General features: G+C 73.2%; 17 protein-coding genes. 13 read left to right on the top strand and 4 right to left on the bottom strand.

The window, feature by feature from the left end; all coding sequences use genetic code 11:
- Positions 1 to 150 precede the first annotated feature (150 nt).
- The 3 genes from BLW14_RS24720 (at position 151) to BLW14_RS34265 (ending at position 3,569) form a co-directional block, all read left to right on the top strand.
- Entirely contained in the window at positions 151 to 1,647 is a 1,497-nt protein-coding gene (locus BLW14_RS24720) for a hypothetical protein (RefSeq protein WP_093709376.1), read from the top strand.
- Positions 1,648 to 1,822: 175 nt separating this feature from the next.
- Positions 1,823 to 3,292 (top strand): alkaline phosphatase PhoX, encoded by a 1,470-nt coding sequence (locus BLW14_RS24725; RefSeq protein WP_093709377.1) that lies wholly within the window; start codon positions 1,823 to 1,825, stop codon positions 3,290 to 3,292.
- 46 nt (positions 3,293 to 3,338) lie between these two features.
- Positions 3,339 to 3,569: a CarD family transcriptional regulator gene (locus BLW14_RS34265; RefSeq protein WP_018104640.1), complete on the top strand. Its 231-nt coding sequence runs from the start codon at positions 3,339 to 3,341 to the stop codon at positions 3,567 to 3,569.
- A gap of 60 nt (positions 3,570 to 3,629) precedes the next feature.
- On the opposite strand, the gene BLW14_RS24730 is transcribed toward BLW14_RS34265, so the two are convergent.
- The 3 genes from BLW14_RS24730 to BLW14_RS24740 all read right to left on the bottom strand — a co-directional run bounded on the left by BLW14_RS24730 (position 3,630) and on the right by BLW14_RS24740 (position 6,061).
- Positions 3,630 to 4,847, bottom strand: coding sequence for a TerD family protein (locus BLW14_RS24730; protein WP_093709378.1), 1,218 nt, complete (start codon positions 4,845 to 4,847; stop codon positions 3,630 to 3,632).
- Positions 4,848 to 4,956: 109 nt separating this feature from the next.
- Positions 4,957 to 5,175 (bottom strand): hypothetical protein, encoded by a 219-nt coding sequence (locus tag BLW14_RS24735; RefSeq protein WP_093709379.1) that lies wholly within the window; start codon positions 5,173 to 5,175, stop codon positions 4,957 to 4,959.
- Between the two features lie 70 nt (positions 5,176 to 5,245).
- Positions 5,246 to 6,061: an NAD-dependent epimerase/dehydratase family protein gene (locus BLW14_RS24740; RefSeq protein ID WP_093709380.1), complete on the bottom strand. Its 816-nt coding sequence runs from the start codon at positions 6,059 to 6,061 to the stop codon at positions 5,246 to 5,248.
- 226 nt (positions 6,062 to 6,287) lie between these two features.
- Here BLW14_RS24740 and BLW14_RS24745 point away from each other — a divergent pair, with 226 nt between their 5' ends.
- Together BLW14_RS24745 and BLW14_RS24750 are read left to right on the top strand one after the other, a co-directional pair.
- A complete protein-coding gene (locus BLW14_RS24745) occupies positions 6,288 to 7,232 on the top strand; it encodes a 5-dehydro-4-deoxyglucarate dehydratase (RefSeq protein ID WP_093709381.1) in 945 nt (314 codons plus the stop codon).
- Positions 7,229 to 8,404: a hypothetical protein gene (locus tag BLW14_RS24750; protein ID WP_093709382.1), complete on the top strand. Its 1,176-nt coding sequence runs from the start codon at positions 7,229 to 7,231 to the stop codon at positions 8,402 to 8,404. Before BLW14_RS24745 ends, BLW14_RS24750 begins: the two co-directional genes overlap by 4 nt.
- Before the next feature lie 72 nt (positions 8,405 to 8,476).
- Here BLW14_RS24750 and BLW14_RS24755 read toward each other — a convergent pair whose 3' ends face one another.
- Entirely contained in the window at positions 8,477 to 9,688 is a 1,212-nt protein-coding gene (locus BLW14_RS24755) for an MFS transporter (protein WP_093710840.1), read from the bottom strand.
- A gap of 266 nt (positions 9,689 to 9,954) precedes the next feature.
- On the opposite strand from BLW14_RS24755, the gene BLW14_RS24760 reads away from it, so the two are divergent.
- From BLW14_RS24760 to BLW14_RS24795, 8 genes are all read left to right on the top strand, one after another.
- On the top strand, positions 9,955 to 10,611 hold the full coding sequence (locus tag BLW14_RS24760) for a GntR family transcriptional regulator (RefSeq protein ID WP_093709383.1): 657 nt from the start codon (positions 9,955 to 9,957) through the stop codon (positions 10,609 to 10,611).
- Between the two features lie 29 nt (positions 10,612 to 10,640).
- Positions 10,641 to 11,543, top strand: a complete 903-nt coding sequence (locus BLW14_RS24765) for a dihydrodipicolinate synthase family protein (RefSeq protein WP_093709384.1) — start codon at positions 10,641 to 10,643, stop codon at positions 11,541 to 11,543.
- Positions 11,540 to 13,267, top strand: coding sequence for an L-arabinonate dehydratase (gene araD, locus BLW14_RS24770; RefSeq protein ID WP_093709385.1), 1,728 nt, complete (start codon positions 11,540 to 11,542; stop codon positions 13,265 to 13,267). Before BLW14_RS24765 ends, araD begins: the two co-directional genes overlap by 4 nt.
- 147 nt (positions 13,268 to 13,414) lie before the next feature.
- On the top strand, positions 13,415 to 14,344 hold the full coding sequence (locus BLW14_RS24775) for a carbohydrate ABC transporter permease (protein WP_093709386.1): 930 nt from the start codon (positions 13,415 to 13,417) through the stop codon (positions 14,342 to 14,344).
- Entirely contained in the window at positions 14,341 to 15,258 is a 918-nt protein-coding gene (locus BLW14_RS24780; protein WP_093709387.1) for a carbohydrate ABC transporter permease, read from the top strand. The genes BLW14_RS24775 and BLW14_RS24780 overlap by 4 nt, the downstream gene beginning before the upstream one ends.
- Positions 15,259 to 15,263: 5 nt before the next feature.
- A complete protein-coding gene (locus tag BLW14_RS24785; protein ID WP_177154091.1) occupies positions 15,264 to 16,445 on the top strand; it encodes a Gfo/Idh/MocA family protein in 1,182 nt (393 codons plus the stop codon).
- Complete coding sequence (locus BLW14_RS24790; protein ID WP_093709389.1) at positions 16,442 to 17,269, top strand: DUF6807 domain-containing protein; 828 nt, start codon at positions 16,442 to 16,444, stop codon at positions 17,267 to 17,269. Before BLW14_RS24785 ends, BLW14_RS24790 begins: the two co-directional genes overlap by 4 nt.
- The gene (locus tag BLW14_RS24795; RefSeq protein ID WP_093709390.1) at positions 17,266 to 18,807 is read left to right on the top strand and encodes a glycoside hydrolase family 43 protein; all 1,542 of its coding nucleotides are present in this window, start codon (positions 17,266 to 17,268) and stop codon (positions 18,805 to 18,807) included. Before BLW14_RS24790 ends, BLW14_RS24795 begins: the two co-directional genes overlap by 4 nt.
- The last annotated feature ends 25 nt before the right edge of the window (positions 18,808 to 18,832 follow it).

The following is an 18,832-nucleotide window of genomic DNA, read 5'->3' on the forward strand; positions in this document are numbered from 1 at the left end:
GCGGCACGCGGCGAAATGCGTCTACGCTGGGGGCGTGTTCCGCACGTTCCACCCGCCCCGCCCCGCCACAGGCGCTGGGCCCCGCGGCACACGTCCTGAGCCGGCCGGCCCGGCGACCGCCCCCCCCGTATGTTCCGAGGAGACCCCCTGATGTCCGCAGAGCGCCCGACCCTGCCGCCGGTCCGGCTGCACACCGAGGCCGAGCTGGCACGGGACGCGCTTGCCGCGCCGCTGCTCGCCCGCGCCGCACGGCTCGCCCGCTGGGCCGGCCCGGACACCAGGGTCGGGGCCGGCGGCGAACTCGTCGACGCGCAACTCCCCGCCGCCGCCGAGCACCTCGGCCTCGCCCCGAACGAGGACGGTGCGGCGGAGGCCAGCGAGGCATGGCGGCTCGCCGTCGACACCGGGCTCGTCGACATCGAGGAGCCGGCCCGGGAGCCGGGCGGCCCGGAGGGCGTCTTCGACGAGGACGAGACCGGGGACGACGAGGCGCTGGGGACCGTCACCGCGGGCGAGAACCTCGCACTGCTGACCGGCGGTTCACCGGCGGACGTCCTGGCGATCTGGCTCGACGGCCTGGAGGCAGCGCACGCCGACGCGACCGCACCGGCCTTCGACGACTTCGCGGACCTCGTCGGAGAGGACGGCTCGATCGACTTCGAGGCGCTCGACTGGGACCCGGAGACCGAGGCGGAGTTCCTGGACGGCGTCCTCGGCAACCTCTACCTGCTCACCGTCGGCGAGGGCGCGGACGGGGCGCCGGTGCCGCTGCCCGCCCTCGCCGCGTCGGTGATCGTCCCCGACGACATGGGCGAGCCCACCGACGACGTGCTGGAGCAGGTCTCGGACGCGATGATGCGGCTGGACGACCAGTTCCGGGTGCTGGAGCCCATCGGCATCGTCGAATACCACCCGGTGGACGAGGCGCTGCTCGTCGAGGAGGGCGAGGAGGACGCCTCGCCCTCCGACGACGAGGACGTCACCCGCTACGGCATGGTCCGGCTGACCCCGCTCGGCCTCTACGGCATCCGCGCCCGCATGCTGGAGGCCGGGGTGGACGCCCCGGCGATCGGCGACCTCGTGGACAAGGGCGCCGACGTGCTCCTCGGCGGCGTCGCCCACTACCCGGAGGCCGGGGCCCGTGCCGAGATCCAGCTGTGGCTGGCCCGCCGGGGCTCGGACGGCGCCGCCGCCGAACTCCTGGACGCCGCACGGGGTGACGACCCGGTGGCCCCGCTGCGCCGGCTGCACTGCCAGGAGGCGCTCGCCCTGGTCGGCGCGGAGGCCGAACCCGCCGTGCGCGCGGTGCTCGACGACCCGCAGCTCGGCGGCCTGGCCCGGGTCTGGCTCGCCGAGCGGGGCGCGGAGGGCGTCCCGGCGCCCTCGGAGACGATGATCTTCTGGCTCGCCATCGACACGATCGCCGCCCAGCTGGAGGCCGACGGCGACCTCGACGAGCTCCAGGGCCTGGTCGAGGGCCTGTCCGGCCAGCACAGCGGCTTCTTCGACGAGGCCTGGCGCGTCGACCACCCGGCGACCGCGGACGTCCTGGAGGCGATGGGGCGGCTGCACAGCGACAGGAAGCAGGCCAAGGAGGCCCGCAAGGCCGCGTTCAAGGCGCGCTCGCGTGCCGGTTCGGGCGACTGACCAGGCACTTCGGAGCGGATGTGACGGGCGGGCGGCCGGACACGGGCCGCCCGCCCGTCGTCGATGTTCACCGAAAGCGGCGCCCAGAAGTCGTCGCCGGTTCAACTGGTGTTGGGGAACGGACGGAACGGTGAGGCCCGTCAACAGCACACCCCCGCAGCACCAGGAGTACGTGATGGCCTTCACGCGCAGGGAATTCACCAGACAGTCCGCCCTCACCGGCGCCGGCGTCGCCCTCACCGGAACCGTCGCCGCGCTGGCCACCGCGCCCGGCGCCCTCGCCGCCGGGGGCCCGGCCCACGGCCACGACGACCACGGCCACGGGCATGACCACGGCCACGGTCACGACCGCGAACCCGGCTACGGACCGCTGCGCTCCGACCCGAAGGGCATACTCGCGCTGCCCGCCGGATTCTCGTACCGGATCATCACGCACTGCGGGGTCACCAAGCTGGAGAGCGGCGAGTACACGCCGTCCAACCACGACGGCACGGCCGCCTTCGAGGGCCCGCGCGGGGTGACGCTGCTGGTCAACAACCACGAGCTGAGCGGCACCCGGGCCGGCTGGGAGCACCCGGTGCCCCTCACCGACGGCCTCGTCTACGACCCGGTCGCGGCGGGCGGCTGCACCGTCGTCGAGACCCGCCGCGACGGCCGCACCGCGGAGTGGGTCGGCATCGCCGGCACCTCCACCAACTGCGCGGGCGGCGCCACCCCGTGGGACACCTGGCTCACCTGCGAGGAGACCGAGGACAAGGCCGGCAAGAACGGCCTGCTCAAGGACCACGGCTACGTCTTCGAGGTCGACCCGTACGACAAGCGCGCCAACCGCTCCCCGCGCCCCATCAAGGCCTTCGGCCGGTACGCGCACGAGGCGGTCGTCATCGACCCCAAGCAGGGCCATGCCTACCTCACCGAGGACGCCTCGGGCCCCAACGGGCTGCTCTACCGCTGGGTGCCGCCGCACGGCTTCCGGCACGGCCGGGGCAAGCTGCGCACCCTCGCCGACGACGCGGGCGTGCTCCAGGCGTTCAAGTGCTTCGACAAGACCGGCAAGTTCGTCGACGACCTCTCGCGGGCCACGAAGACCGGCACCGTGTACGGCGTGGACTGGGTCGACGTGCCGGACCGCGACGCCAAGTCCGTCTCGGTGCGCAAGCAGTTCGCGGACGGTGCGGTCACCCGCGCCCGCAAGCTGGAAGGCATGTGGTGGGCCGACGGCGGCGCGTACATCGTGTCCTCCTTCGCCCGTGACGAGAGCCCCGTCCAGCACGACGGCCAGGTCTGGTTCTACGACCCGAAGCGCCGCACGCTGACCCTGAAGGTGCTCCTGGGCGTCAACCCGGACCCGTCGAAGGACGGCGCCTTCGACGGCCCGGACAACATCACCGTCTCGCCGTACGGCGGTCTGGTCATCGCCGAGGACGGCGAGGGCGTCCAGCACCTCTTCGGGGCGACCGAGAGCGGCCGCACCTACCCGATCGCGCGCAACGAGCTGAACATCGGCAGCGCGGAGGAGCCCGAGTACAGCGAGTTCACCGGGGTCACGTTCTCGCCGGACGGCCGCACGCTGTTCGCCAACATCCAGACCCCGGGGATCATGGTCGCGATCACCGGTCCGTGGAAGCGGCAGCCCAACCGTTAACTGCGGGGCATGGCGTAGGGGGCCCCGGGGGCGCATACTCGACTTAATGAAACAGTCAGCCGGCTCCCGCCGCCACCTGCCGTCCAGTCCCTTCAACCGCCCGGCCCAGGCGGCCCCACCGGTCGAATTGTTCGACGTGGGCGACCGGGTCTCGCACGACCAGTTCGGTCTGGGCCGCGTCCTCGCCGTCGAGGGCGACAACGACGCGGTGCTCATCGACTTCGCCGGCCGTCAGGGTCGCATCATGAGCCCCTACTCCAAGCTCACGAAGCTCTGAGGCCGTCCCAGGGGCCGTCCGCCAGCCGCGCGGACGGCCCCTGAGCCATGTACGGGGCCGCTACAGGGCCTGAGCGGCGGGCTTCACCATGCCCCGGACGGTCCGCGACTTCACGAAGTCGCCCATCGCGGTCATCTCCCACTCGCCGGAGAACTGCTTGATCAGCTTGGCCATCATCACGCCGGTCTGCGGCTCGGCCCCGGTCAGGTCGAAGCGGACCAGCTCCTCGTCGGTGGCGGCGTCCACCAGCCGGCAGTAGGCCTTGGCGACCTCGGTGAACTTCTGGCCCGTGAACGAGTTGACCGTGAACACCAGGCCGGTCGCCTCGGCGGGGATCCGGCCCAGGTCGACGACGATCACCTCGTCGTCCCCCTCGCCCTCACCGGTCAGATTGTCCCCGGAGTGCTTGATCGCGCCGTTCAGGATGGACAGCTTGCCGAAGTAGCAACTGTCCAGGTGGTTGCGGCGCGGCCCGTACGCGATGACCGAGGCGTCCAGGTCGATGTCCTTGCCGCGGAACGCGGGCTCCCAGCCGAGCCCCATCTTGACCTGCGAAAGCAGCGGCCGGCCCGCCTTGACCAGCGAGACGGTCTCGTTCTTCCGGAGGCTGACGCGGCCCTTGTCGAGGTTGATCCGCCCCGGAGCGGCCGGGGCCGGGGGAGCCGGAGGGGCGGCGGGGGGAGCGGCCGGGGCGGGCGGCGCGAGGCGCGGGTCCGCCGGCGCGGCGGCCGGCGGCGGGGGCGCGGGGGCGGTGACCGCCGGGGGAGCGGCGGGGGCGGCGGGGGCCTCGTCGACCGTGACGCCGAAGTCCGTGGCGATGCCGGCCAGGCCGTTCGCGTAGCCCTGGCCGACGGCGCGGACCTTCCAGGCACCGCCGCGCCGGTAGACCTCCATGACCACGAGGGCGGTCTCGGCGCCCAGCCGGGGCGGGGTGAAGGAAGCGAGCACGGTGCCGTTGTCCGCGTCGCGCACGGTGGCGGTCGGCTCGACGCCCTGGAAGGTCTGACCGGCGCCGTCCGGGCTCGCCGTGACGACGATCTTCTCGATGCCGGCGGGCACCGCGGCGGTGTCCACGACGACGGCGTCCGGCGCGCTGCCGCCGCCGGAGCGGTAGGTCACACCGGGGCCCGAGGGTTGGTTGTAGAAGATGAAGTCGTCGTCGGAGCGCACCTTGCCGTCGGCGGTGAGCAGCAGGCCCGACACGTCGAGCCGCACGGGCGCCGCGACGTCCACCGCCACGCGGACGGAGGTGAGGGGGAGATTCGAGCCAGGTGTCATAGCGGTCATGTCCCGATGAACGAACGACCCGGCTTTGCCGTTCCCTTACCTTCCGCAGGGTTCGCCCGTACGGCGGAAGCTTCCGTTCCGCGCCCCGCTGCGGGTCCCGTCAGCGGTTGCGCGGGTGGTTGCGCGCGGTGCGCTCGTTGCCGTGCTTGTACGCCCCCGTCCAGCGGGCCATCACCAGCTGGACGTCGCCCGCCTCCACCTCGGCCAGGAACTTCTCCGCCCGGCTGCCGCGCAGGGTGCCCGCCGGGCGGCCGTGGTGGGTGACGGTGACGCTCGCGTCGCCGTGCTGCTCGTACCGGAATCCCGAAGGTCTCGCCATGACCGCATCATGCCGCGCCGGAGCGTTCCGGGACGACGGCTTTTCCGCGTATGACGGTATTGCCGCGGCCTCAGTACGGCCAGATCGGCGGGTTGGTGCAGAAGTGACCGCCGAGGTGGGCGTGGTCCGGGTTGCCGGGGTCCAGCTCGCCCTGTTCCGCGACGAGCTTCGCCGCGTACGGCTCCGAGTCGTCCTGCGGCTCGTAGCCCAGCGCGCGGGCGGAGGTCAGGTCCCACCAGAGGCGGGTGTTGTCCGAGGAGCCGTTCACGACGGTGTGCCCGACGTTCTCGGCGGTGAGCGCGGCGTCGAACAGCCGGGCGCCGTCGGCGGGGCTCATCCACACCGACAGCATCCGGACGGACGTCGGCTCGGGGAAGCAGGAGCCGATGCGGACGGAGACCGTCTCCATGCCGTGCCGGTCCCAGTACAGCTGGGCGAGATCCTCGCCGAACGACTTGGACAGGCCGTAGAAGGTGTCGGGCCGGCGCGGGGTGTCCACCGGGATCAGCAGGTCGCCCGGGAGCGGGCGCGGGGTGAAGCCCACCGCGTGGTTGGACGAGGCGAACACGATGCGGCGGACCCCGGCCTCCCGCGCGGCCTCGTACAGGTTGTACGTGCCCTCGATGTTCGCCCTGAGGATCTTGTCGAACGGGGCTTCCAGGGAGATGCCCGCGAGGTGGATGATCGCGTCGACCCCCGCCACGGCCTCGCGCAGCGCGTCCCTGTCCGCCAGGTCGGCGGTGATCGCGTCCGGCTCGCCCTCGATCGGCACCATGTCGAACAGGCGCAGCGCGTAGCCGTGGGCGGGCAGCAGCGCGCGCATCAGCGTGCCGAGGCCGCCGGCGGCGCCGGTGAGCAGGACGGTGCGGGGCTTTGCGGCGGGCATGCGGGTCTCCTTTTGGATCAGGTTCACATGCGTGGACAAGGTATGTGGGGGGTGAGGGGGCGTCAAGGGGCGTCGAGGGAGCGCGCCTGTCCGGTCATCGAGGGCAAAGTTCCCGCGTCGGAGTGCGGTCGGCGCGCCTTGACCTCGGCGAGCCCTGCGGCCTAGCTTAGGATGTGTTCATAAATATGGACACGAATCAGAGATGCGCACGCCTCAGGAGGCGCCCGTGAGTTCAGATCCGCTTGCCGCCCGACTCACCGCCGTCGCCGGGCCGCTCTTCTTCCCCGTCACCGCCTACGACGCGGCCGGCGCCGTCGACGTGGACGCCTTCCGGGCGCACGTCCGCCGGGGCATCGACGCCGGTGCGGCGGCGGTGTTCGCGGCCTGCGGCACCGGTGAGTTCCACGCCCTGACCCCCGAGGAGTTCCGGCTCGTCGTGGCCGCCGCGGTGGAGGAGACCGCCGGCGCGGTACCGGTCGTCGCGGGCGCCGGGTACGGCACCGCGCTGGCGGTCCGGTTCGCCCGGCTCGCCGAGGAGGCAGGTGCCGACGGGCTGCTGGCCATGCCCCCGTACCTGGTCCACGCCGACCAGGAAGGGCTGCTGGCGCACTACACGGCGCTGGCCGCGGCCACCGGCCTGGAGACGATCGTCTACCAGCGCGACAACGCCGTCTTCACCCCGGAGACCGTGCTCGCCCTGGCCCGTACCCCCGGGATCATCGGCCTCAAGGACGGCTACGGCGACCTGGACCTGATGCAGCGCATCGTCAGCGCGGTGCGCGGCGGGCTGCCGGGGGAGGACTTCCTCTACTTCAACGGGCTGCCCACCGCCGAGCTCACCGGCCTCGCCTACCGCGGCATCGGCGTCACGCTGTACTCGTCGGCTGTCTTCGCCTTCGCCCCCGACATCGCGCTCGCCTTCTACCGGGCCCTGGACTCCGGCGACGACGCCCTGGTCAACGCGCTGCTCGACTCGTTCTACCGGCCGCTCGTCGAACTGCGGGCCCGGGGCCGCGGCTACGCCGTGTCGCTCGTCAAGGCCGGAGTCCGGCTCCAGGGGCTGGACGTCGGACCGGTGCGCAGCCCGCTCACCGAGCCGCCCGCCGCGCACATCAAGGAGCTGACGGAGATCGTCGCCGCCGGCCGCGCGCTCCTGGAGCGGCACGCATGAGGACGTCCGCCTTCCTCTACCCCTGGGACGTCGTCGGGGACCCCGACGCCCCCGCCCGCATCGCGGACCTGGGCATCCAGCAGGTGACGCTCGCCGCCGCCTACCACTCCACCCGGGCGCTGACCCCGCGCCACCCCGCCCGCCGCCTCGTCACGGCCGAGCACGCGGCGGTGCTCTACCCGCCGGACGCCGGCCGCTGGGCGGGGCGGGCGCTGCGCCCGTACCCGCAGGCGTGGATCGCCTCGGACGACCCGTTCGCGGAGGCCGCCGACGCGCTGGCCGGGGCCGGGCTCGACGTGCACAGCTGGGTGGTGCTCGCGCACAACTCCCGGCTCGGCGCGGAACACCCGGACACCTCGGTGGTCAACGCCTACGGGGACCGCTACCCGTGGGCGCCCTGCGTCGCCCGGCCGGAGGTCCGCGCGTACCTGGTGGACCTGGCGGCGGAGGCGGCCGTACGGGACGGGGCGCGGGGCACCGAGCTGGAGTCCTGCGGCTGGTACGGCTTCGCCCATCTGCACGCCCACGACAAGGTGGCGGGCGTCGGGCTCGGGGACGCCGCCCAGTACCTGATGTCCCTCTGCTTCTGCCCGGTCTGCCGGGCCGGGTACGCCGGACAGGGCCTCGATCCCGAGGAGCTGGGCGCGGCCGTGCGCCGGGCCCTGGAGCCGGTCTGGTCCGGGTCCGGATCGCCGGACGCCGGCTGGGAGGCCGTCGGCAAGCTGCTCGGCGCGGACCTCGCGGAGGCGACGCTGCGGTGGCGCACGGAGGCGGCCCGGAGCCTCCAGGAAGCGGTGACCGGTGCGGTGCGGGCGGCGGCGCCCGGGTTCCAGGTGCTGCTGCACGCCGACCCCGCGCCGTACCGCTGCGGGGCCAACGCGGGCGTCGACCCCGAGCACATCCTGTCCGTGGCGGACGGGGTGGTACTGCCGTGCACCGGGGCGGACGCGGTACGGGAGGCCGTGCTCGGGCCGTTCGCGGGCGCTCCCGACGCGGTCGTCGCCGCCAACCTCACCGTGGTGCGCGGCATGGGCGGCAGCCCGGACACGCTGGAGCGGGACGCCGCGCACGCCGCGTCGCTCGGCGCGAACCAACTGCGCCTGTACCACGCGGGCCTGGCCTCCGATCCGGACCTGGCGGCCGTCGCGGGGGCGCTGAGGCGCCTCGGGTGAGGCGGGCGGGGCTTCCCCGCGCCCCGGGGAAGGCGGCTGCCGAGGGCTCTCGGCGCCCGCGTTCCGCCACGCTCACGCGTCCGCCGCGACCTCCGGGCCGCCCGGAACCCCCCGTCCCGGGCGGCCCGCCAGCAGTGCCGACGCCGTCAGCACCGCCCCCGCGCCCACCACCGGCAGCAGCACCCCGACGTCCACCCGCGCCACCAGCCCCGCGCCGATCCCCAGGGCCACCGCGTTCGGCGACATGATCAGCGTGTCCGCCGTCGCGGCCGTGCGGCCCAGCACCGCGTCCGGGGTCTCGCGCTGCACCGCCGTCAGCGCGGCGATCAGCACGCACGGCAACCCCGCCCCGATCAGCGCGCACGCGGTGAGCGCCACCGCGTCGGACGGCACGGCCCGCAGCCCCACCGCGACGCCGAACAGCGCGATCCCCGCCGCCGGGAACACCCGCCCCGGCAGCCGGCGCATCAGCGTGCCCGCGAGCAGCCCGACCGTGACGGACCCGATCCCTTGGGCAACCGACAGCACACCGGCGTACGCGGGGGAGTGGCCGAGGGTGTCGTCCACGACGGCGTACAGCGTGGCCCCGTTGAGCCCGGCGCACAGCATCGTGGCCGAGGCGGCGAGGACCAGTGGCCGCAGCACCGGCGACCCCCACAGCTGCCGGAGCCCGGCCGTCCAGCCGCCCGGCCCCATCGGCGCGCGCGGGGCCGTCCGCCGTACCCGCAGCAGGGCGCAGAGGCCGGCCGCCAGGGCGAAGGAGACCGCGTCCAGGAGCGCCACCGCGCCGCCTCCGTAACGGGCGTAGAGCCCGGCGCCGGTCAGCGGGGCGACCAGCTTCATGCCCTCGTTCGCCATCATCCGCAGCCCGTTGAAGTCGCCGAGCAACGCGGCCGGGACCGCCCCCGCCACCACGGCCGACTCCGCCGAGTCCATCAGCACCGAGAGGCACCCGTACAGCACGAACACCGCGAACAGCAGCCACACGCGCCCCTCCACGCGCACCAGCGCCAGCACCGCCGTCGAGGCCGCCAGGACGACGTTCGTGCCCACCAGCAGCGGCTTGCGCGGCAACCGGTCCGCCACCGCACCCAGCAGCGGGCCGAACAGGACCGGCAGCCAGACGGCGAACAGGGCGAGGGCCGCCAAGGCGTCCGAACCCGTCAGCGACTTGACCCAGATCCCGGCCGCCAGCCGCATCGCCGAACTGCCGAACCCCGAGACCACGACCGCCGCGAGGAACAGCCCGGCCGTCCGGTTCCGCAGCACCCGACCCACCGCCATCACGCCCACCGCACCTTTCCGACCTGCGCGTTCTCCATGCGGTCAGGCTGGCGGCTGAGGCCCGGGCGCGGCATCGGGCAGATGCCGTACGCCCGGACAACTCGACTGCGGCGCACCGGAATCCGTGTACGGCACATGTCCCGGTCCCACGAACTTCTTTCGTCAGAAGCGTTGACGAAACATTCGCGGCGCCTCTAGCTTCATCGCGTCGTACTCCGTACGTCATATATGAGACGCGATATGCGAGATGTGAGAGCCCTTCACCCATGACCTTTGCGCCCACCCCGATTCCGTCCCGCACCCAGTACGTGCTGGAGGCGATCAAGCACGCGATCCTCACGGCACAGCTGAGGCCGGGGCAGGCGCTCGTGGAGACCGAGCTCGCCGCACAGTTCGGGGTCTCCAAGACCCCCGTCCGGGAGGCCCTGAAGACCCTCGCCGGCACCGGACTGGTCGTCATGAGCCAGTACAAGGGCGCCACCGTGCGGCTCGTCGACGCGGCCATGGCCCGCGAGGTCTACGACGTGCGGCTGCTGCTCGAACCGGAGGCGCTGCGCCGCTCGATCACCCGCAGGGCGTCGCTCGACGCGGCGCAGGAGGCCCTGGAGCGGGCGGACTCGGCGGGCGACAAGGCCGACCGGTCGCTCGCCAACCGGGACTTCCACCGCGCGCTCTACCTGCCCTGCGGCAACCCGCTGCTTGCGCGGATGCTCGACGAGGTCCGCGACCAGGCCGCGCTGGTCTCCACGGTCGCCTGGTCGACCGTCCCGTCCTGGGAGCGGGAGGCGGCCGAGCACCGGGAGATCCTGCGGCTCGCGCTCGCCGACGACGCGGACGCGGCGGCCGGGGCCCTGCACGACCACATCGCGTCGTTCGTCCGCCGCGCCTTCCCCGACGACGAGGACGGGGGCGCCACGGCGTGAACCGGAACACCGAAGAAAGGCCTGTCCGCATGGACCTCACCCCGCTGAAGGCGGCCCTCGCAGACGTCGTGGCGATCCCGGTGACCCCGTTCGCCGGGGACGGGACCATCGACACCGAGGCGCACCGCGCCCTGCTGCGGAGACTGCTCGACGGCGGCGTGCGCATCGTCACCCCTAACGGCAACACCGGGGAGTTCTACGCGCTCACCCCCGAGGAGCGGCGCACGGTCACCGAGCTGACCATCGACGAGGCCGGCGGCCGCGCCACCGTCCTGGTCGGCGTCGGGCACGACGTGCCGACCGCCGTCGCCGCCGCCGAGCACGCCCGGGACGCAGGGGCCGAGATGGTGATGGTGCACCAGCCCGTCCACCCGTACGTCTCGCAGGACGGCTGGATCGACTACCACCGGGCCATCGCCGAGGCCGTGCCCGGACTCGGGGTCGTCCCGTACATCCGCAACCCGCACCTCGACGGCGACAGCCTGGCCGTCCTCGCCGACAGCTGCCCCAATGTCATCGGCGTCAAGTACGCCGTCCCGGACGCCGCCCGCTTCGCCGCCTTCGCCCGGGACGCCGGCCTGGAGCGGTTCGTCTGGGTCGCCGGGCTCGCCGAGCTGTACGCACCGGCCTACTTCTCGGCCGGTGCCACCGGCTTCACCTCCGGACTCGTCAACGTGGCGCCCGGCGTCTCGCTGGCCATGCTGGAGGCGCTGCGGGCCGGCGACCACCCGGCCGCCATGAAGGTCTGGGAGCAGATCCGCCGCTTCGAGGAGCTGCGCGCCGACCGGCAGTCCGCCAACAACGTCACCGTCGTCAAGGAGGCCCTGGCCGCCCTCGGGCTCTGCGACCGCTCGGTGCGCCCGCCCAGCCGGGTACTGCCCGAGGCGCAGCGCGCCGAGGTCGCCGACCAGATCGCCGGGTGGTCCATATGACCGGCCGCATCGCCCCCGAGGAGCTGCGCAGCCACCAGTGGTACGGCACCGACGGGCTCCGCTCCTTCAGCCACCGCGCCCGCACCCGCCAGCTCGGCTACCTCCCCGAGGAGCACCTGGGCAAGCCGGTCGTCGCGATCCTCAACACCTGGTCGGACATCAACCCCTGCCACGTACACCTGCGCGACCGGGCGCAGGCCGTCAAGCGCGGGGTCTGGCAGGCGGGCGGTTTCCCGCTGGAGTTCCCGGTCTCCACGCTCTCGGAAACGTTCCAGAAGCCGACCCCGATGCTCTACCGCAACATGCTGGCGATGGAGACCGAGGAGCTGCTGCGCTCCTACCCCGTCGACGGGGCGGTGCTGCTCGGCGGCTGCGACAAGTCCACCCCGGCGCTGCTGATGGGCGCGGCCTCCGTCGACCTGCCGGCCGTCTTCGTACCGGCCGGGCCGATGCTGCCGGGGCACTGGCGCAACGAGGTCCTTGGCTCCGGCACCGACATGTGGAAGTACTGGGACGACAAGCGCGCCGGGCTCATCGGCGACTGCGAGATGGGAGAGCTGGAGAACGGTCTCGCCCGCTCGCCCGGCCACTGCATGACCATGGGCACGGCGTCCACCCTGACCGCCGCCGCCGAAGCCCTCGGCGTCACCGTTCCCGGCGCCTCCTCCATCCCCGCCGTCGACTCCGGCCACGACCGGATGGCCGCCGCCTCCGGGCTGCGGATCGTCGAACTGGTGTGGCGGCAGCGGAAGCTCTCGCGGATCCTCACGGCGGAGGCGTACGAGGACGCCGTCGCGACCGTCCTCGCGCTCGGCGGCTCCACCAACGCCGTCATCCACCTCATCGCCATGGCCGGCCGCTCCGGGATCAAGCTCACCCTCGACGACTTCGACCGCATCGCCCGCACCGTCCCGGTCCTCGCCAACCTGCGCCCCGGCGGGAAGTACCTGATGGAGGACTTCCACTTCGCCGGCGGGCTCCCCGGCTTCCTCGCCCGGCTCACCGACGTCCTCCACCTGGACCGGCCCACCGTCTCCCACGACACTCTGCGCGAACAGCTCGACGGGGCGCTCGTGCACAACGACGACGTCATACGGGAGCGCTCCAACCCCCTGGCGGACGAGGGCGGCGTGGCGGTGCTGCGCGGCAACCTCTGCCCGGACGGCGCCGTCATCAAGCACATCGCCGCCGAACCGCAGCTGCTGCGGCACACCGGACCCGCGGTCGTCTTCGACGACTACAAGGAGATGCAGCGCACCATCAACGACCCGGCGCTCGCGCTCACCCCCGGCCATGTGCTGGTCCTGCGCAACGCGGGCCCCAAGGGCGGTCCCGGGATGCCCGAGTACGGCATGCTGCCGATCCCCGACTACCTGCTCAAGCAGGGTGTGCGCGACATGGTCCGGCTCTCCGACGCCCGGATGAGCGGCACCAGTTACGGCGCCTGCGTGCTGCACATCGCGCCCGAGTCGTACGTCGGCGGGCCCCTCGCCCTCGTACGCACCGGTGACCTCGTCACCCTGGACGTCGAGGCGCGGCTGCTGAACCTCGACGTGTCCGACGAGGAACTGGCCCGCCGCCGGGCCGAGTGGACCCCGCCGCCCGTCCGGTACGAGCGCGGCTACCAGGCGCTCTACCAGGACCAGATCACCCAGGCCGACACCGGCTGCGACTTCGCCTTCCTGGCCCGGCCGGGAGAAGTGCCCGACCCGTACGCCGGCTGAACGGCCCCTCAGGAATTCCGGCGCCCCCTTGTTCGGTATATCGAACGCCATGCGGGAAGCGCTTGCGCACTACACGCACCGCCCGGCTCCGCCCCGTACCACCTCCGCACCACCCGCACCCCCGTACAGAGAGAACGGAGACGTGTCATGGCCCAAGCCTCCGCCGCGGCCACACCGCCCAAGGTGCCCCGGCGCCGCTCCGCGAGCCCCCGCCGGCTGCCGTATCTGCTGATCGCCCCCGCGGGGCTGCTGATGCTCGGCTTCATCGCCTACCCGGTGGTCAGCGTCTTCTACTACAGCCTGCAGAACTACAACGTCACCAAGCCCTGGCGGAACGGTTTCGCCGGCTTCGACAACTTCACCCGGATCTTCACCGAGGACGACCAGTTCTGGACCACCCTCGGCTTCAGCGCCCAGTGGGTGATCGTCCAGGTCGCGCTCCAGCTCACCCTGGGGCTCGCGCTGGCCCTGATCGTCAACCAGACCTTCATCGGGCGCGGCATCTCCCGCGCCATGGTCTTCTCGCCGTGGGCCGTCTCCGGGGTGCTGACCAGCACCATCTGGATCCTGCTCTACAACTCCTCGACCGGTTTCAGCCGCTACCTCGCGGACGCCGGGATCGGGGAGTACGGCACCTCGGTGCTCTCCGACACCGGCACCGTCTTCTGGGCCGCGACCGTCGCCGAACTCTGGCGCGGGGTCCCCTTCTTCGCCATCCTCATCCTCGCCGACCTCCAGTCCGTCTCCAAGGAGCTGTACGAGGCGGCCTCCGTGGACGGCGCCGGACGGCTGCGGCAGTTCTTCCACATCACCCTGCCCCACCTGCGCGACGCGATCATCCTGTCCACGCTGCTGCGCGGCGTCTGGGAGTTCAACAACGTCGACCTCCTCTACACGCTCACCGGCGGCGGACCGGCCGGCGAGACCACCACCCTGCCGCTCTACGTCGCCAACACCGGCATCGAGGGCCACGACTTCGGCTACGCCTCCGCGCTCACCACCGTCGCCTTCGTGATCCTCCTCTTCTGCTCGATCGTCTATCTGCGCCTGAGCAAGTTCGGAGGCGACCACAAGTGACTGCCGCACTCGCCGAGAAGAACGGCACCCGTGCCGCACGGCCGGCCGCCCCCGAGGGCCCGCCGCCCGCCACGCCCCGCCGCAGGCCGGGACGCGAACGCGCCTTCGACGACGTACCGCGCTGGCAGATCTACGTACCGCTGGGCATCTACCTGGTCTTCACGCTCGTCCCGTTCTACTGGATGTTCCTCTTCGCCGTCCGCCCCGCGGGCTCCACCTCGCTGGTGCCGTGGCCGATGACCGGGGAGCACTTCTCCAAGGTCTGGAACGAGCGCAGCTTCGCCGTCTTCTTCCAGAACAGCATGATCGTCGGCGTCTGCACCCTGGTCGCCACGACCCTCGTCGCACTGGCCGGCGGCTACGCTCTCGCCCGGTTCGACTTCAGGATCAAGAACGGCTTCATGCTGGCGCTGCTCTGCTCGCAGTTCATCCCCGGCGCGCTGATGCTCGTACCGCTCTTCGAGATCTTCAAGAACCTCCAGATGATCAACTCGCTGGGGAGCGTGGTCATCGCCGAGACGGTCTTCCAGCTGCCGCTCTCCATCATCCTGATCAGCGGATTCATCAAGAACGTGCCGCCTTCGCTGGAGGAGGCCGCCTGGGTGGACGGCTGCTCGCGCTTCCGGGCCTTCTGCGCGGTCGTGCTGCCGCTGCTGCGCCCCGGGCTCATCGCCGTCGGCTCCTTCGCCTTCGTGCACAGCTGGAACCACTTCCTGTTCGCGCTGATGTTCCTCAGCGAGCAGGACAAGCAGACGATCCCGGTCGGCCTGAACACCCTGATCGGCGCGGACAGCGTCGACCTGGGCGCGCTCGCCGCGGGCGGGGTGATCGCCGCGGTGCCCGTGGTGATCGTCTTCGCCTTCATCCAGAAGTGGCTGATCACCGGCTTCAGCGCCGGCGCCGTGAAGGGGTGACGGACATGACCTCGCTGCCTCCCGTCGCCACCCCCGTCCCGATCGTCCTCGCGGGCGCCCGGGGCCACGGCCGCTGGCATCTCGCCAACATCCGCCGCCTCCAGCACCAGGGCCTCGTCCGGCTCGCCGGCATCTGCGAACTCACCCCGCTCGACGCCACCGAACTGGCCGCCTTCGCGGACGAACCCCCCGAGCAGTCGGCCGACTTCGGCGCCCTCCTGGACTCCACCGGGGCCCGCGCCGCAGTCGTCTGCACCCCCATCCAGACCCACACCGCCCTCGCCCTGACCGCCGCCGGGCGCGGCGTGCACCTCCTCCTGGAGAAGCCGCCCGCCGCCACCCGCGCCGACTTCGACCGCATCCTCGCCGGGGTGCGCGAGGCCGGCACCGCCTGCCAGGTGGGCTTCCAGTCCTTCGGCTCGCACGCCGTCCCCGCCATCCGGGAACTCGTCGCCACCGGGGCCATCGGCACCGTCCGGGGGTACGCCGCCGCCGGCGCCTGGGTCCGCGACGACGCCTACTACCGGCGGGCGCCCTGGGCCGGACGGCGCCGGATCGGGGACACCGACGTCGTCGACGGCGTCCTCACCAACCCCCTCGCCCACGCCGTCGCCACCGCCCTCGCACTCGCCGGGACCACCACCGCCCGGGACATCGCGTCCATCGACACCGAACTCTTCCGCGCCCACGACATCGAGGCCGACGACACCTCCTGCGTACGCGTCACCCCCGTGTCCGGGCCACCCGTCACCGCCGCCGTCACCCTCTGCGCGGAGCAGGCGGGGGAGCCGTACGTCATCGTCCACGGCGACCGCGGCCGCATCACCTTCTGGTACAAGCAGGACCGCGTCCTCGTGCAGCGCGCGGGCCACGGCCCCCTGGAGACCGTGCACGGCCGCACCGACCTCCTGGAGAACCTGGTCGCCCACCTCACTCGGGGCGCCCCTCTCCTCGTACCGCCGGAGCACACCGGCGCGTTCATGGAGGTCGTCGAGGCCGTACGGACCGCGCCCGAACCGCGCCCCCTGCCGTCCGACGCCTGGCACACCGCCCCCGTGCCCGGCACCGGGGCCACCCGCCGCGTGGTGCGCGGCATCGACGCCCTCGTCGCGTCCGGCGCCGAGACGCTCGCCCTCTTCTCCGAACTCGGCGCCCCCTGGGCACTCAGCGAGGTGACCTCCCCATGACGAACACCGCCCTGCTCAGCTGCGCCGGACGCCCCGTCGGCCGCTACACCTACCTCCCCGCCGACGCCGGACGCCCCTACCTCCACCCGGTCACCACCCTCGCCGGCACCCCCGTCACCGAGGAGCGCCCGGCCGACCACATCCACCACCTGGGCGCCTCCGTCGCCGTCCCGGACGTGTCCGGGCACAACTTCTGGGGCGGCCGCACCTTCGTCCGGGGCCAGGGGCCCACCGTGCTCGACAACCACGGCACCCAACGCCACCTGGGCTGGAAGCTGTGCGACCCGGACGGCTTCGTCGAGGAGATCGGCTGGGAGGCCGCCGGCGGCGAACTGCTGCGCGAGCACCGCACGGTGGCCGCCGCCGCGCTCTCGGACACCGCCTGGGCGCTCGACCTCTCCTTCTCGCTCACCAACCCCGGCCCGGCCGACCTGTCGATCGGCAGCCCCGCCACCAACGGCCGCCCCGGCGCCGGATACGGAGGCTTCTTCTGGCGCGCCCCCAAGGAGGCGTCCCCGCCCGACGTGTTCGGCCCGACGGCGGACGGCGAGGAGGCGGTGCACGGGCGGGCCGCCGACTGGGTCGCGCTCCGCGGCGACAACTGGTCGCTGGTCTTCGCCGGGGCGACCGAGGAGACCCGCCGCGACCCCTGGTTCGTGCGCACCACCGAGTACCCCGGTGTCGGCTCCTCCCTCGCCGCCGCCGAACGGCTGCCCGTCCCCGCCGGCGCCACCGTCGTCCGCCGCGTCGTCACCGTCGTCGCGGACGGCCGCCTCGACCGGGCCGGCGCCGCCGCCCTCGTCCGCCGGGCGGTGACCGCGTGAACGGCACCCGCCCCTGGACCGCCGACCTCGGTGACGGCACCTACCGCAACCCCGTGCTCAACGCGGACTGGTCCGACCCCGACGTGATCCGCGTCGGCGACGACTTCTACCTCACCGCCTCCAGCTTCGGCCGCGCCCCCGGGCTGCCGCTGCTCCACTCCCGCGACCTCGTCAACTGGACGCTGACCGGGCACGCCCTGGACCGCCTGGAGCCCGCCGCCGAGTTCGCCGCGCCCCGCCACGACCGCGGGGTGTGGGCGCCCTCGCTGCGCCACCACGACGGCCGGTTCTGGATCTTCTGGGGCGACCCCGACCACGGCATCCGTCAGATCAGCGCCGAGGACATCCGGGGCCCCTGGACCGCGCCGCACCTGGTGAAGGCCGGGCGAGGGCTGATCGACCCGTGCCCGCTGTGGGACGAGGAGACCGGCGAGGCGTACCTCGTGCACGCCTGGGCCAAGTCCCGCTCCGGCATCAAGAACCGGCTCACCGGACACCGGATGAGCCCCGACGGGCGGGAACTCCTCGACGAGGGCAAGACCCTGGTCGACGCCGACACGATCCCCGGCTGGTTCACCCTGGAGGGCCCCAAGCTCCACCGGCGCGACGGCGAGTTCTGGATCCTCGCCCCGGCGGGCGGGGTCGCGACGGGCTGGCAGGGCGCGTTCCGCTCCCGCGACTTCTTCGGTCCGTACGAGGAGCGCGTCGTCCTCGCCCAGGGCCGGACCGGCGTCAACGGCCCGCACCAGGGCGCCTGGGTGGACACCCCGGCCGGCGAGGACTGGTTCCTGCACTTCCAGGAGCGCGGGGCGTACGGCCGGGTGGTGCATCTCCAGCCGATGCACTGGGACGACGAGGGCTGGCCGGTCGTCGGGGACGCCGGCGAACCCGTCGCCACGCACCGCAGGCCCGCCCTGCCCGCTCAGCCCGTCGAGGCCCCGGCCTGCGACGACAGCTTCCCGGGCGGCCGGTACGGCAGGCAGTGGCAGTGGACGGCGAACCCGCGCCCCGGGTGGACCGTCGAGCACGCCGGGGACGGGCTGCGGCTGAGCTGCGTACCGGCCCAGGACGCGCACGACCTGAGGCTCCTGCCCCACGTACTGGTCCAGCGGCTGCCCGCCGAGACGTTCACCGCCGAGGTCGAACTCGCGCTGGACAGCGAGGCGCCCGGCGCGAAGGCGGGACTCGCCGTGCTCGGGGACGCCTACTCCTGGATCGGCCTCGAACGGCACGCCGACGGCGGGGTGCGGCTCGTGCACCGCTTCGCCGAGGCGTCCGCCACCGCCGAGCGCGACGCCGGGCACGGGAGGCCGGCGCCCTCGGGCACGGCGCGGCTGCGGATCGAGGTGGCCCCGGGCGCCCGCTGCCGCTTCCTCGCGGACACCGGGGACGGCGCCGGATTCACGCCCTCCGGACAGGTCTTCGCCGCCACCCCGTGGCGCTGGGTCGGCGCACTGCTCGGGCTGTTCGCCACCGCGCCGCCCGGGGCGGGCCCGACCGGGGCCGCCCGCTTCACCCGCTTCCACGTCACCGCGTAACAGCCGGCCGGGTCACCGGCCACCG

This window comes from Streptomyces sp. 2131.1 (assembly GCF_900105515.1).
In the GTDB taxonomy this organism is placed as follows: domain Bacteria; phylum Actinomycetota; class Actinomycetes; order Streptomycetales; family Streptomycetaceae; genus Streptomyces; species Streptomyces drozdowiczii.

Coding starts and splice junctions, on each gene's coding strand:
- BLW14_RS24720 (WP_093709376.1), top strand. CDS start 151: ATGTCCGCAGAGCGCCCGACCCTGCCGCCGGTCCGGCTGCACACCGAG.
- BLW14_RS24725 (WP_093709377.1), top strand. CDS start 1,823: ATGGCCTTCACGCGCAGGGAATTCACCAGACAGTCCGCCCTCACCGGC.
- BLW14_RS34265 (WP_018104640.1), top strand. CDS start 3,339: ATGAAACAGTCAGCCGGCTCCCGCCGCCACCTGCCGTCCAGTCCCTTC.
- BLW14_RS24730 (WP_093709378.1), bottom strand. CDS start 4,847: ATGACACCTGGCTCGAATCTCCCCCTCACCTCCGTCCGCGTGGCGGTG.
- BLW14_RS24735 (WP_093709379.1), bottom strand. CDS start 5,175: ATGGCGAGACCTTCGGGATTCCGGTACGAGCAGCACGGCGACGCGAGC.
- BLW14_RS24740 (WP_093709380.1), bottom strand. CDS start 6,061: ATGCCCGCCGCAAAGCCCCGCACCGTCCTGCTCACCGGCGCCGCCGGC.
- BLW14_RS24750 (WP_093709382.1), top strand. CDS start 7,229: ATGAGGACGTCCGCCTTCCTCTACCCCTGGGACGTCGTCGGGGACCCC.
- BLW14_RS24755 (WP_093710840.1), bottom strand. CDS start 9,688: ATGGCGGTGGGTCGGGTGCTGCGGAACCGGACGGCCGGGCTGTTCCTC.
- BLW14_RS24760 (WP_093709383.1), top strand. CDS start 9,955: ATGACCTTTGCGCCCACCCCGATTCCGTCCCGCACCCAGTACGTGCTG.
- BLW14_RS24765 (WP_093709384.1), top strand. CDS start 10,641: ATGGACCTCACCCCGCTGAAGGCGGCCCTCGCAGACGTCGTGGCGATC.
- araD (WP_093709385.1), top strand. CDS start 11,540: ATGACCGGCCGCATCGCCCCCGAGGAGCTGCGCAGCCACCAGTGGTAC.
- BLW14_RS24775 (WP_093709386.1), top strand. CDS start 13,415: ATGGCCCAAGCCTCCGCCGCGGCCACACCGCCCAAGGTGCCCCGGCGC.
- BLW14_RS24785 (WP_177154091.1), top strand. CDS start 15,264: ATGACCTCGCTGCCTCCCGTCGCCACCCCCGTCCCGATCGTCCTCGCG.
- BLW14_RS24790 (WP_093709389.1), top strand. CDS start 16,442: ATGACGAACACCGCCCTGCTCAGCTGCGCCGGACGCCCCGTCGGCCGC.